The 13,714-nt window shown below is 72.7% G+C and carries 11 protein-coding genes; 2 read left to right on the top strand and 9 right to left on the bottom strand.

The window, feature by feature from the left end; translation table 11 throughout:
* Positions 1-18: 18 nt before the first annotated feature.
* The 3 genes from ABT137_RS24000 to ABT137_RS23990 are packed head-to-tail and all read right to left on the bottom strand — an operon-like array spanning position 19 to position 4,201.
* The gene (locus ABT137_RS24000; RefSeq protein ID WP_351712087.1) at positions 19-978 is read right to left on the bottom strand and encodes a carbohydrate ABC transporter permease; all 960 of its coding nucleotides are present in this window, start codon (positions 976-978) and stop codon (positions 19-21) included.
* A 7-nt stretch (positions 979-985) separates the two neighbouring features.
* Entirely contained in the window at positions 986-2,200 is a 1,215-nt protein-coding gene (locus tag ABT137_RS23995) for a sugar ABC transporter substrate-binding protein (protein WP_351712085.1), read from the bottom strand.
* Positions 2,201-2,257: 57 nt separating this feature from the next.
* A complete protein-coding gene (locus ABT137_RS23990) occupies positions 2,258-4,201 on the bottom strand; it encodes a glycoside hydrolase family 127 protein (protein ID WP_351712083.1) in 1,944 nt (647 codons plus the stop codon).
* Positions 4,202-4,514: 313 nt separating this feature from the next.
* Between ABT137_RS23990 and ABT137_RS23985 the strand changes: the two genes are divergently transcribed.
* Both ABT137_RS23985 and ABT137_RS23980 read left to right on the top strand, forming a co-directional pair.
* Entirely contained in the window at positions 4,515-5,537 is a 1,023-nt protein-coding gene (locus ABT137_RS23985) for a LacI family DNA-binding transcriptional regulator (RefSeq protein WP_351712081.1), read from the top strand.
* Positions 5,538-5,660: 123 nt separating this feature from the next.
* A complete protein-coding gene (locus ABT137_RS23980; RefSeq protein WP_351712079.1) occupies positions 5,661-7,937 on the top strand; it encodes an MFS transporter in 2,277 nt (758 codons plus the stop codon).
* Between the two features lie 13 nt (positions 7,938-7,950).
* Here ABT137_RS23980 and ABT137_RS23975 read toward each other — a convergent pair whose 3' ends face one another.
* From ABT137_RS23975 to ABT137_RS23950, 6 genes are all read right to left on the bottom strand, one after another.
* The gene (locus ABT137_RS23975) at positions 7,951-8,658 is read right to left on the bottom strand and encodes a GntR family transcriptional regulator (RefSeq protein ID WP_351712077.1); all 708 of its coding nucleotides are present in this window, start codon (positions 8,656-8,658) and stop codon (positions 7,951-7,953) included.
* 61 nt (positions 8,659-8,719) lie between these two features.
* Positions 8,720-9,721, bottom strand: a complete 1,002-nt coding sequence (locus tag ABT137_RS23970) for a proline racemase family protein (protein WP_351712075.1) — start codon at positions 9,719-9,721, stop codon at positions 8,720-8,722.
* 28 nt (positions 9,722-9,749) lie between these two features.
* On the bottom strand, positions 9,750-10,646 hold the full coding sequence (locus tag ABT137_RS23965; RefSeq protein WP_351712073.1) for a dihydrodipicolinate synthase family protein: 897 nt from the start codon (positions 10,644-10,646) through the stop codon (positions 9,750-9,752).
* A complete protein-coding gene (locus ABT137_RS23960) occupies positions 10,646-12,148 on the bottom strand; it encodes an FAD-dependent oxidoreductase (protein ID WP_351712072.1) in 1,503 nt (500 codons plus the stop codon). The genes ABT137_RS23965 and ABT137_RS23960 overlap by 1 nt, the downstream gene beginning before the upstream one ends.
* Positions 12,141-12,440 (bottom strand): (2Fe-2S)-binding protein, encoded by a 300-nt coding sequence (locus tag ABT137_RS23955; RefSeq protein ID WP_351712070.1) that lies wholly within the window; start codon positions 12,438-12,440, stop codon positions 12,141-12,143. Before ABT137_RS23955 ends, ABT137_RS23960 begins: the two co-directional genes overlap by 8 nt.
* Complete coding sequence (locus ABT137_RS23950) at positions 12,437-13,588, bottom strand: NAD(P)/FAD-dependent oxidoreductase (protein WP_351712068.1); 1,152 nt, start codon at positions 13,586-13,588, stop codon at positions 12,437-12,439. The genes ABT137_RS23955 and ABT137_RS23950 overlap by 4 nt, the downstream gene beginning before the upstream one ends.
* Positions 13,589-13,714 lie beyond the last annotated feature (126 nt).

Genomic DNA, 13,714 nt, shown 5'->3' with positions numbered 1-13,714 from the left:
GGGTGTAGCCGCGCGACTTCACGCTTCCTGCCTCCTCTGGACGCGGATGTAGAGGAGGCCGAAGACCAGGGCGATCAGGATCAGGATGTCGCCGACCGCGGCGCCGGGGCCGAACTTGGGCAGCAGCGTGCCGAATCCCAGCTGGTACGACCAGGTGGCCAGGGTGGAGGAGGCGTCGCCCGGGCCGCCCTTGGTCATGATCCAGATCAGGTCGAACACCTTGAGGGTGTAGACGAGCCCCAGCAGCAGGGTGATCGCCGACACCGGGCGCAGCAGCGGGAAGGTGATCCGGCGGAACTGCTGCCAGGCGCCCGCCCCGTCGAGCGCCGCCGCCTCGTACAGCTCACCGGGGATGTTCTGCAGGCCGCTGTGCAGGATGACCAGGTTGAAGGGGATGCCGATCCAGATGTTGGCGACGATCACCGAGACCAGCGCCCAGTCCGGCGAGGTCAGCCAGCCGACCGGGGCGACGCCGAGGAAGTGCAGCAAGTAGTTCACCACCCCCGACTCGCTGTTGAACATCCACGACCACGTGGACGCCGACACGATCAGCGGCAGCAGCCAGGGGATGAGGAACAGTGCCCGCAGCACGGCCGACAGCCGGAAGTGCCGGTTGAAGAAGACCGCGAGGGCGAGCCCGATGACGTACTGGAAGGCGATCGACACGAGGGTGAAGACCATGGTGTGCCGCATCGCCGGCCCGAACGTCGGATCGTCCAGCACGGTCCGGAAGTTGTCCCAGCCGGAGAACGGCGCGTCGCCCGCCACGAAGGAGCGCACGGTGTAGTCGCGCAGACTGAGGTCCAGGTTGCGGTAGAGCGGATACACGTAGAAGGCGGCGAGGTAGGCGATCAGCGGGGCCACGAAGGCGAGCGCGGTCAGCCGCCGCCTGCGGCGCAGGGAGCGGGCGCCGGTGTCGCTCGCCCGCGCCGCGGCGGCCGGTGCTCGCCGCGGTCGGTCGACCCGGGCGACGGTCATTGCGGGCCTAGCCCTTCTGCGCGCTGGACTGGGCGGCGGCCAGGGCGTCCTGGGGGTTCTTGCTGCCGGAGAGCGCCGCCTGGACGGCCGTCCACATCGGCTGTGAGATGGTCGGGTACTTGGTGCCGAGACCGCCGCTGGTCCGGCCCCGGGCCGCCGCGACCGCCGCCACCCACGGCTTCAACTCCGTGTTCTTCGCAACCTGTTGGGTCTGCACGGCCGAGGTCGGCGCCACGTACATGAGCGTGGTGTCGGTGGCCAGCAGGCTGGAGTCGATGGTCAGACAGCTGACGATCTTCTTGCTGACGTCGTAGCGCGAGCTGTCCTTCTGCACCGGCACGGTGACGAACTCGCCGCCCGTCGGCACCGGCGCCGAACCGCCGTTCTCTGCCGGGATGTTGATGACGCCGTAGGAGAACCCGGCCTTGTCGGCGTTGCCGAGCTGCCAGGTGCCGTTCTCGCTGAACGCGTAGTCGCCGGTGGCGAACTCCTGCCAGCTGGTGGTCTGGGTGTTCTGCAGCACGTCCTTCGGCGCGTACCCCGCGTCCACCCACTGCTTCCACAGCGACAGCGCGGCAACCCCCTCGGCGGAGTCGAGCTCGGTGAGGTCGCCGCCCGCGCCCCAGAACCACGGCAGGAACTGGAAGCTGCCCTCCTCGGTGTTGATCGCCGAGAAGGTGATCCCCTTCTTCCCGGCCGCCGTGACCTTCTTCAGCGCGGCCGTGAGCGATGCCCAGTCCTTGACCGAGGCCGGGTCCACGCCGGCGGCGGAGAGGACCTTCTTGTTGTAGTAGAGCGCGAGGGTATTGGCGCCGATCGGGACGCCGTAGGAGGCGCCGTCGATCGTGCCGGCGCCGATGATGTTCTTCTGGATCGACGAGGTGTCGAGCCCGAGGTCGCTCGTCTTGTTGAGGATCCCCGCCTCCACCAGCGTGGAGACCACCGGGTTGTCGACCAGCATCACGTCCGGCGCGTTGCCCTGCTGCGCGGCCAGCAGCGCCTTGTTGCCCAGGTCGGTGGTGTCGTACGCGGTCCGCTTGAGCTTCACCCCGGCCGCGGTGCCGCACGCGGTGACCCGCTTGCCCCAGTCGGAGGAGGCGTCGAACTGCGGGTAGGGGTCCCAGAAGGTGTACGTCCCGCCGGCCGAGGACGACGATCCCGAGGAGCCGGAACCGCCACCGCAGGCGGTGAGGGGGAGCAGGGCGGCCGTGGTGAGGGCCATGAGAGTACGGCGGGTGGGTATCACGGGGTGACCTCGTTGTCGTAGGACGGGGGTGTCTCAGGAGGTGGGGAGCCAGACGCGCATGCTGCCGTCCTCGCGGTTGGCCCAGACGTGGTACGGGATCGCGGTCAACTCGACCGGTTCACCGTCGAGTTCGCTCTCCGGACCGGTCGCGGGGGCGTACGGCCACCAGCCCCGGTCGGGGACGCGGCGCCGCCGGCCCGCCGCCACCACCGTGGTGACACCGCCGAGCAGGTCCGGGCGGTGCTTCACGGCGAGCGGCCGGGACGGGTCGAGGACGATGTCGTCGAGACCGCCGCCCGGGTGGTCGACCTGCTCCAGGCAGTGCACGAGCGGCCCGCGCTCGATCGCCACACAGCCGCGTACCGCGTCCACGCGCGGGTCGGCGGCGGTGAGCCGGGGCTCCATCGCCAGTTCCAGCACCACTTGGTCGCCCGGTGTCCAGCTCCGCGACAGCCGCAGCCAGCCGTCGTCCGCCGCGGAGTCGTACGTGTCCGCGCCGCACCGCACCCGGAACTCCCGGCACCACTCGGGGATGCGCAGCGACAGCGTCCAGGGGCCGTCGGACGGGGTCTCCTCGACGGTGAACGCGATCGTGCCGTGCCAGGGATAGTCCGTCTCGGCCCGCACCCGGACCCGGTCGGTCGCGTACGTCCCGGTGACGAACTGGTGGATCTGCAGACCCTGTCCGTCGCCGGACGCGAGGTAGTGCTCCAGGCTCGCCAGCAGCCGCATCACGTTGGGCGGGCAGCAGGCGCAGCGGAACCAGCGGGTGCGGCGGGCCGACTGGTCGCCGCCGGTGTCGGTGTGGCCGTCGCGGACCTGGAGCGGGTTGACGTACAGCCAGCGCTCGCCGTCCAGCGAGACCCCGGCCAGGAAGCCGTTGTAGAGGGTGCGCTCGATCAGGTCGGAGTAGCGGGCCTCGCCGGTGAGCAGGGCCATGCGCCAGCTCCACTGGACGGAGGCGATCGCCGCGCAGGTCTCGCAGTAGGCGCGCTCGTTGGGGAGTTCGTAGGGGTCGCCGAAGTCCTCCTGGTCGTGGTGTGCGCCGAGCCCGCCGGTGAGGTGGGTCTTGGTGGTCGTCATGGCGTGCCACAACCGCTCGCCCGCCGCCCGGAGTTCGGCGTCCCCGGCCTCCGCCGCCAGGTCCGCGGCCGCCGCCAGCAGGTACAACTGCCGTACGGCGTGGCCCTCGACGTTCCTCGCGGCGCGCAGCGGCACCCGGTCCTGGCAGTAGGCATCGCCGCCGAGCAGGCCGTGGCCGTGCCGGTCGACGAAGTAGCCCGCCAGGTCGAGGTAGCGGCGCTCGCCGGTCTCCCGGTACAGCTCCACCAGCGCCGTCTCGACCTCCGGGTGGCCGTCGATGCCGTCGATGGGCCTGCCGCTGCCGGGGAGGCCGAACACCGAGTCGATGTGATCGGCGAACTTCCGGGCGACGTCGAGGAGTTCGGGGCGGCTGGTGGAGCGGTGGTGGGCCACGGCGGCCTGGATCAGATGGCCGGCGCAGTACAACTCGTGTCCCCAGCGCAGGTCCTGGTACCGCTCACCGCCCTTGACCAGCTGGAACCAGGTGTTGAGATAGCCGTCGGGCTGCTGGGCATCGGCCACCAGGGCGGCGATCCGCGCCACGTCCGCGGCCAGAGCCGCCTCGGCGCCTTCGCCGGTGTCTCCGCCGGTGTTCCGGGCGAGGTGCCAGGAGGCCGCCTCCAGCCACTTGTAGACGTCGGTGTCGACGAAGGGGTACGCGCCCTGGAACGTGCCCTCGGCGGTGCCGGCCGCCAGTCGCAGGTTGTGCAGGTTTCCGGCGGACTCCAGCAGGTCCGGGCCCTGCGGGAGGGAGACACGGGCGTTGGTCGCGCGCCGGTCGTGCCAGAAGCCACCGTCGACGGTGACGGCCGCCGGGCGCAGCGCGGTGCGGGCATCGGGGGTGAGACGGACCGGGCCGGCGGGGGAGGGCAGGGCGGAACGGGTGCGGGGCATGGTTCTCCGGGGTGGGGAGGGACGGGGTGCCTGGGCAACGCTCTTTCGAAATACCGAACGCTGTTTGGAATGTCGCACACAAGGCGGCGAGGAGGGGCGGTGAGAAACCGCTTCGGGCAACCGTTTTGAGCAACCGTTTTCTCGCTGAGAAGTACAGGGCAGCCGGAGGGAGGGGTCAAGACGCCCGGCGCAGTTTTTTCAAGTTGCCCGGCAGGACTGGTACTTCGGGTGGGCGGCTGCGACGATGTGGGGCGGCTCTGCCGTCGGGAGGCCGACGGCGGTGTCGAGGATCCGTCCAGGAAAAGGTTTGCCCGTGACCTCTGCTCCAGGCTCTCCGCCCGCCAGCCGGGCGCGGCTCGCCGATGTCGCCGCGCTCGCCGGTGTCAGCGTCGGTACGGCGTCCAAGGCGCTGAACGGCGCCGGCCGGATGCGCCCGGAAACCCGGCAGCGGGTGCTGGACGCGGTGGCGGCGCTCGGGTTCCGGCCCAACCAGCACGCGCAGAGCCTGCACAGCGGCCGTAGCTGGACGGTCGGCCTGATGACGACGGACGGCATCGGCCGCTTCAGCACCCCGGTGCTACTGGGTGCCGAGGACGCGCTGGGCGCCGGGAAGATCTCGGTGCTGCTCTGCGACACCCGCGGCGACGCCATCCGCGAGCAGCACCATCTGCGCACCCTCACCGACCGCCGGGTCGACGGCATCATCGTCGCCGGCCGCCGTACCGACCCCCGCCCGCCGCTGACCGGCATCGACCCGGCGATCCCGGTCGTCTACGCGCTCTCCCCGTCGACCGACCCGGCCGACACCTCCGTCGTCACCGACGACCGCGGCGGCGCCCGGCTCGCCGTGGAGCACCTGCTCGCCACCGGGCGCACCCGCATCGCCCATGTCACCGGACCCGAGCACCACCAGGCCGCCCGCGACCGGGCCCGGCACGCCGTCGAGCACCTGGCCGAGGCGGGCCTCGAACTCGCCGCGGGGCGCGTGCACTTCGGGGAGTGGAGTGAGGCCTGGGGGCGGCGCGCCGCCGACGCGGTGCTGCGGGCGGCACCCGGCACGGACGCCGTCTTCTGCGGGAACGACCAGATCGCCCGGGGGGTCGCGGACGCCCTGCGTGAGCGGGGGAAGGGCGTGCCGGGGGACATCGCCGTGGTCGGCTACGACAACTGGGACACCATGGCCCTCGCCTGTCGCCCGCCGCTCACCACCGTCGACATGAACCTGGCCGAGATCGGGCGGATCGCCGCACTGCGGCTGCTCCAGGCCATCGACGCGGAGCCGGAGCCCGGGGTGCACACCGTGCCGTGTCGGCTGGCGGTGCGCGAGTCGAGCTGATGTGACGCCGGACGTGCGGCGAATCTTCACCCCCCGCACTCGAATCCTGGTTGCTTAAGTCAATCAATTGACTTACATTCGGGAGGGTCGTGCAGACCCGAGCGGCCCTGTGGAGGCCCGACCATGTCCCATGCACAGCCCCGGCCGGACGCCGCCGGGGACTCCGCCGCGCCGCGGACCAACGTAGTCGTCGCGGTGCTGGCCTTCGGCGGGATCGTGGTCTCGCTGATGCAGACCCTGGTGATCCCCATCGTGCCCGAACTGCCGAAGCTGCTCGACGCCTCGGCGTCCAACGCGGCCTGGGCCGTCACCGCCACCCTCCTCGCGGCCGCCGTCGCCACCCCCGTGATGGGGCGGCTCGGCGACATGTACGGCAAGCGGCTGATGCTGCTGACCAGCGTGGTCATGCTGGTCGCCGGTTCGGTCACCGCCGCGCTGAGCGACACCCTCGTACCGATGATCGTCGGGCGGGCCCTGCAGGGGCTGGCCTCCGGCGTGATCCCGCTCGGCATCAGCATCATGCGCGACGAACTCCCCGCCGAACGGCTCGGCTCCGCCACGGCGTTGATGAGCGCCTCCCTCGGCGTCGGCGGCGCCCTCGGCCTGCCCGCCGCCGCGCTGATCGCCGACCACTTCGACTGGCACATGCTGTTCTGGACCTCGGCCGCGCTCGGTGTCGTCGCCGCCGTGCTCGTGCTGGTCCTCGTGCCGGAGTCGAAGGTGCGCACCGGCGGCCGTTTCGACCTGCCCGGCGCCCTCGGCATGGCGGCGGGCCTGGTCTGTCTGCTGCTCGGCATCTCCAAGGGTGCCGACTGGGGCTGGTCCAGCGGCACCACGCTCGGCCTGTTCGGCGCCGCCGTGGTCATCCTGCTCGCCTGGGGATTCTACGAACTCCGCACCCGGGAGCCGCTGGTCGACCTGCGCACCACGGCCCGCCGCCAGGTCCTCGTCACGAACCTCGCCTCGATCGCCTTCGGGTTCTCGATGTTCGCGATGTCCCTGGTGCTTCCGCAGCTCCTGCAGTTGCCTGAGGCGACCGGCTACGGTCTGGGCAAGTCGCTGCTCGACGCCGGCCTGGTGATGGCCCCGACCGGCCTGGTGATGATGGCGACGGCGCCCCTGTCCGCCCTCATCTCCAAGAACTTCGGCCCGAAGGTCACCCTGATGTGCGGCGCGGTGATCGTGGCCGCCGGGTACGGGCTCAACATCGTGCTGATGGACGCCGTCTGGCAGCTCGTGCTGGTCTCCTGCATCGTCGGCGCCGGCATCGGCTTCGCCTACGGTGCGATGCCCGCGCTCATCATGGGCGCCGTCGACCCGCACGAGACGGCCGCCGCGAACAGTCTCAACACCCTCATGCGGTCCATCGGCACGTCGACCGCGAGCGCCGTCGCCGGGGTGATCCTGGCCCAGATGACCACCGTCTTCGGCTCGACGGCCGTGCCCTCCGAGAACGGCTTCAAGGTGGTCATGGCGGCGGGCTCGGGCGCGGCGGTCCTCGCGCTGCTCGTGGCCGCGTTCATCCCGCGCCGGAAGCCGGCCGTGGTGCGGGCCGCGGCGGTGCAGCCAGTCGCCGAACCTACGGTCGAGCAGCCGCCGGGCGGGGAAGAGGCACCGCGGAACGTCCCCGTCGTCGGCGACGGCATCCGGGTGCACGGCCGGGTGCGCGGCGCCGACGGAACCGGCGTCGGCCGGGCCGCCGTCACCCTGATCTCGCCCGGCGGCCGCCAGCTCGGCCGCGCGGTGGCGGACGCCGAGGGCGGCTACGCGGTGGCGGCACCCGGCGAGGGGACGTACGTCCTCATCGCCTCCGCCGACGGCTGCCTGCCGCAGGCCACCACCCTCGTCGTGAGCTCCACACCGGTCGCCTACGACCTGCTGCTCACCGGCAGCAGCGGCCTGGCCGGAGAGGTGCGGGCCGCGGACAGCGGGGCGCCGGTCGCCGGGGCGACCGTGGTCGTCACCGACGTGCGCGGGGACGTGCTCGCCACCCAGCAGACCGACGGGCTCGGCGAGTTCGCGGTCGGCGACCTGGTGCCGGGCACGGTGACCCTCGCGGTCAGTTCGCCCAAGCACCGGCCGCTCGCCCTGCCCGTCGAGATAGCCGGGACCGGGACCACCAGGGTCGACGTCGAGCTGCGGCCCGGCGCCCATGTCCGGGGCACAATCCGGGGAGCGGGGGGCCCGCTGGGCGACGCCCGGGTCACGCTGGTGGACGCCGCCGGCAACGTCGTCGGTACGACCACCACCGGCGACGACGGCGCGTACGCCTTCTCCGACCTGGACAGTGGCCAGTACACGGTCGTCGCGACCGGCTACCCGCCGCACGCCGCCGGGGTGGCCGTCTCCGGCGCCGACATCCACGACCACGACATCGAACTCGCGCATCCCGGGGCTTAGTCGGCAGGAGCGCTCAGCCGTGCTCGGGCTGCCGGGCCGCCCACAGGCCGCGGACATGGCCCAGGTGGCGGGTCATGACCTCGCGCACGGCCTGCTCGTCGCGGGCCAGCAGGGCGTCGAGGAGCTCCAGGTGCTCCTCGGCGGAGGCCTTCAGGCGTCCCGCCGCCACCAGCGCCGTCAGCCCGTACAGCCGCGAACGGCGCCGCAGGTCCCGTACCACCTCGACGAGATGGTCGTTGCCCGCCAGCGCCAGCAAGCCCAGATGGAAGGCCAGGTCGGCCTCGACGTAGGCGATCAGGTCGCCCTTCACGGCCGAGGTGACGATCTCCAGGGCGACCGGGCGCAGCGCCTCCAGGTCCGCGGGGTCGGCGGTGGCCGCGAGCGCGACGGTCGTCGGGATCTCGATCAGGGACCGGACGTGCGTGTACTCGTCGAGCTGCTGCTCGGAGAGGGCGGTGACCCGGAACCCCTTGTTCGGGACGATCTCGACCATGCCCTCCTTCACCAGTTCCAGCATGGCCTCGCGCACCGGCGTCGCGGAGACGCCCAGGCGGGGAGCGAGCCCCGGCGCCGAGTACACCTCGCCGGGGCGCAGCTCACCGGCGATCAGCGCGGCACGCAGGACGTCCACGACCCGTTCCCGGAAGTTCGGCTTCCGGCCGCCGAGCGACGGAATGGCGGGCTTGGCGGCGGTGGGCGTGCTGCTGGGCCGGTCGGCCATGGGGGAACTCCTGGAGGGGCGTCGGGTGGAGGGTCGTCGAGCGGAGGATTGTCGGGGGGAATCAGAGTACGAAGCCGGCCGGGAACGGGTCGGCCGGGTCCAGCAGATACTGGGCGGTGCCGGTGATCCAGGCACGGCCGGTGAAGCTGGGCAGGACCGCGGGGAGACCCGCCACCTCGGTGGTGCCGAGCAGCCTGCCGGTGAACCGGGTGCCGATGAACGACTCGTTCACGAACTCGGTGTCCAGCGGGAGTTCGCCGCGGGCGTGCAGCTGGGCCATCCGTGCGCTGGTGCCGGTGCCGCAGGGGGAGCGGTCGAACCAGCCGGGGTGGATGGCCATCGCGTGCCGCGAGTGGCGGGCCGTGGCACCGGGGGCGATCAGGTGGACGTGGTGGCAGCCGCGGATGGACGGGTCCTCGGGATGGACCGGCTCCGCCTCGGCGTTGATCGCCGCCATGAGGGACAGGCCCGCCCGGAGGATGTCGTCCTTTCGGGTGCGGTCGAAGGGGAGGCCGAACTCGTCGAGGGGGAGGATGGCGTAGAAGTTGCCGCCGTATGCCATGTCATATGTCACTGACCGACCGTCAGCGAGCACGATCTTCCGGTCCAGCGCGACCGAGAACGACGGTACGTTCCGCAGCGTGACGTTCTTCGCCGCGCCGTCCTCCACCGCCACCTCGGCGACGACCGGGCCGGCCGGGGTGTCGAGCCGGATGGTGGTGACCGGCTCCACGACCTCCACCATCCCGGTCTCCACGAGCACCGTCGCCACACCGATCGTGCCGTGCCCGCACATCGGCAGATAGCCGGAGACCTCGATGTACACCACGCCCCAGTCGCAGTCGGGCCGGGTCGGCGGCTGCAGGATCGCCCCGCTCATCGCGGAGTGCCCGCGCGGTTCGTTCATCAGCAACTGCTTGATGTCGTCGCGGTGTTCACGGAAGTACAGCCGCCGCTCGTTCATGGTCGCGCCGGGGATGGTGCCGATCCCGCCGGTGATCACACGGGTGGGCATGCCCTCGGTGTGCGAGTCGACGGCGTGCAGGACGAGTTTGCTGCGCATGACGCTCCTGGAGGGTGGGCGGGTTCCGTTACGCCAGTCCGGCCGCGACGGCCTTCTCGGTGGCCGCGCGGATCACGGCCTCCTGCTCGGGCAGCAGCGGCACCCGCGGCGGGCGGCAGGCGCCGCCGTGCCGGCCGACGATGTCCATGGACAACTTGATGGCCTGCACGAACTCGACCCTGGAGTCCCAGCGCAGCAGCGGATGCAGCTGTGCGTACAACTGCCTGGCGGTGTCCAGGTCCCCGCGCACGGCCGCGCGGTACAGCTCGACCGTCGCGGCCGGCAGCGCGTTGGGGTAGCCGGCCACCCAGCCCTTGGCGCCCGCGATCGCCAACTCCAGCAGCACGTCGTCGGCGCCGATCAACAGGTCCAGTTCGGGGGCGAGTTCGGCCAGCTGGTAGGCGCGCCGGACGTCGCCCGAGAACTCCTTGACGGCGTGGATGAACCCCTCGCCGTGCAGTTTGGCGAGGAATTCCGGGACCAGGTCGACCTTGGTGTCGACGGGGTTGTTGTACGCCACGACCGGCACCCCGGCCTTCGCGACCTCCGCGTAGTGCGCCAGCACCGACCGCTCGTCCGCGCGGTAGGCGTTGGGCGGCAGCAGCATCACCGCCGCGCAGCCGGCGTCCCGGGCCTGCTCGGCCCAGCGGCGGGCCTCGGCCGAGCCGTAGGCGGCGACCCCGGGCATGACCCGCGCCCCGCCGATCGCGGCCACGGCGGTCGCGACGACCTTCGCGCGCTCCTCGGGTGTGAGCACCTGGTACTCACCGAGAGAGCCGTTCGGTACGACGCCGTCGCATCCGTTCGCCACCAGCCAGGCGCAGTGCTCGGCGTACCGGTCGTGGTCGACGGAGAGGTCGTCGCGGAGCGGGAGGGCGGTGGCTACGAGGACGCCTCGCCAGGGGTGGGGGTGAGGGGCGGACATCAGGGTTCCTCCGGGTGGTCGGGGTGGTCGGGGTGGTCGGGGTGGTCCGAGTGGTCGGGGTGGTCCGGGTGGCATGTGACATAGCACTGTTCGTCGTCGGCGCTGCCGGCCCGCGCGAGCACCCCGAGCGGCACCGGCCGGGCGAACGGCCTGCGTGCCGCCGTCTCCGGGCATCCGGCGAGCCCGGCGACCGCCGGCCCGCACATCCGCCCCTGGCACCAGCCCATTCCGGCTCGCGTGAGCAGTTTGACGGTCCGTACGTCTCCGGCACCCAGCTCGGTCACGGCCCGCCGGACCGCCCCGCCGGTGACCTCCTCGCAGCGGCAGACGACCGTGTCGTCCGTGACCTGCTCGGTCCAGTGCGCGGGCGGCGCGTAGGCGTCGTCCATCGCCGCGGCGAACCGGCGCTGCCCCGCACGGGCCCGGGCGGCCCCCGCCCAGCCACGCGGGTCCGGCTCCCGGCCCGACAGCCGTTCGGCGGCCGATCGGCCCGCGATGTGCCCCTCGGCGAGGGCGAGTACCGCGCCGCCGACGCCGGTGGCCTCGCCCGCCGCCCACACCCCCGGTACGTCGGTGCGCTGCTCGTCGTCCACGTGCACCGCGACCGTGTCGATCCGGCAGCCCAGGCCCTCGGCGAGGTCGGTGTGCGGGAGCATGCCGTGCCCGACGGCCAGGGTGTCGCAGTCGATGCGCCGCCGGGTGCCCGGCCGTACCCGGCCCTCGGTGTCGAGCGCGGCGACGGTGACGCCTTCGAGGCGCTGGTCGCCGTGTGCCTCGACGACGGTGTGGTGGACCAGGGTGCGTACCCCGTGCCGCAGCAACCGGGCCGCGTAGTGGGCGCCTTCGGCGAGCTTGCCCGGCCGGGCGGCCAGCGCCGGTGAGCGTCGGACGAAGGCCCGCGGGTCGGCGGAGTCCACCAGCGCGGCCACCCGGGCGCCCGCCGTCGCGAGCCCGGTCGCGACCGGCAGCAGCAGCGGGCCGGTGCCGGCGACGACCGCCGTACGGCCCGGCAGCACCAGTCCGCCCTTCAGCATGGCCTGGGCCCCGCCCGCCGTGACGACACCGGGGAGCGTCCAGCCGGGGAAGGGCAGCACCTTCTCGTAGCCGCCGGTCGCGAGCAGCACGGCGTCCGCGGGCACCTCGACGGGCCGCTCCTGCTCGGGGCCGAGCAGGGCGTGCACGGTGAAACCGGTCCGTCGCCGCGTCACGCACCACACGTGATGGTCCCGCAGATGCGCCACCAGCCCGGCCGTGACGAGCCTGTCGAGGCCGGCGCGCAGCCGCTCCCAGCTGCGCCACTGGTGGTGCAGCGCCTCCGGGCGGCGGGCGCCGAGCCCGGCGGCGGGCTGCCGGTAGAACTGGCCGCCCGCCTCCGTCGCCGCGTCGACCAGGGTGACGTGCAGACCGCGCCGGGCGGCGGCCAGGGTGGCGGCGAGACCGGCCGGGCCCGCGCCGATCACGGCGAGCCGGGGGGCCGACTCCTGCCGACGCGCGTCAGCCATCGTGACCCGTCCCCTCCTGGGTACGGATCGCATCGCCCGGGCGCGCGGGCACCAGGCAAGCCCGTTGATTGGGGCGGCCGTTGACGGTGACCAGGCAGTCGAAGCAGACGCCGATCCCGCAGAAGACCCCGCGCGGACGCCCCTCGCCGCGGGTGGTCCGCCAGGACGTGACACCGGACGCCCAGAGCGCGGCCGCTACCGTCTGGCCCGGCAGCGCGACGATCTCACGCCCGTCGAAGGTGACGGTGAAGGCGGGCCCCGGCCGGGCCCGCACCAACTCCAGGGGATTCACACGCTCTCCTCGCCGAAACGCTCGGGACGGAACGGGGTCAGGTCCAGCTCGGGTGCCCTGCCGCTCAGCACCTGGGCGATCAACTGCCCGGTACCGGTGGCGAGTCCGATGCCCGCGCCCTCGTGCCCGCAGGCGTGGAAGAGGCCGGGCGCCCGGGGGTCGGGTCCGATCGCGGGGAGGTGGTCGGGCAGGTACGGGCGGAAACCCAGGTAGGTGCGCATCGCCCGGACCCCGGACAGGAACGGGAACAGTCGGATCGCGCCCGCCGCCAGCGCCCGGACGGCAGGCAGCGAGAACGACCGGTCGAAGCCGACGCGTTCCCGGCTCGCGCCGATCAGGACCGGCCCGGCCGCCGTGCCCTCGACGACCGGCGAGGTCTGCAGGGCGGCCGAGTCGCTGGCCACGTCGGCCACGTAGTCGGCGGCGTACACCTTGTGCCGCACCCGGCGCGGCAACGGCTCGGTGACCAGGACGAAGCCACGCCGGGGCAGGACGGGCAGGTGCACACCCGCGAGCGCGGCCACCTCACCGCCCCAGGTCCCGGCCGCGTTCACCACGGCCGGGGCGTGGATGTCGCCGCGGACGGTACGGACACCGCGTACCGCACCGCCGGCGCCGCGCAGCACCTGTGTCACCGTGCGGCCGGTCGCCAGGCGGGCACCGGAGGCCCGCAGGAGGTGCGCGGCGGCCAGGGTCGGCATGACCTGGGCGTCCTGCGGGTAGCGCACGCCGCCCGCCAGACCCGGTGCCAAGTGCGGCTCCAGGTCGCGGAGTCGATCCGCGCCGACGTTCTCCGCCGTCACCCCGGCGGCCCGTTGCCCGGCAGCGAACCTCTCCAGGGCGGCCAGCCCCTCGGATTCGGCGGCGACGACCACTCCGCCCTTGGCCTCGTACTCGATCCGGTCACCCAGCTCCCCGGCCAGGCCGGTCCACAACCGGCCCGACAACAGGGCGAGTTCGAGCTCGGGCCCCGGCTCCTTGTCGGAGACGAGCAGATTGCCCTCACCGGCCCCGGTCGTGCCGCCGGCCACCGGGCCGCGATCCACCACGATCACGTCCAGACCCGCCCGGGACGCGTACAGGGCGCAGGCGGCGCCTGCCATGCCCGCCCCGATCACTACGACGTCGCAGGTCAGTCGCATGCTCACGGCAGTAATATGTCACATGGCACAGACGGGAGGGAAGACCGCCGACATCGAGCGAGGACCGCGCCCACCCGCGTACCCCACTTGACGGTCTGGTCGTTGATGTGGACCAGACCGGTCGGGATGCGC

Origin of the sequence: Streptomyces sp. NPDC001980, assembly GCF_040296885.1 — a bacterium.
Lineage (GTDB): Bacteria > Actinomycetota > Actinomycetes > Streptomycetales > Streptomycetaceae > Streptomyces.
This window is presented reverse-complemented; position numbering and strand designations above follow the sequence as displayed.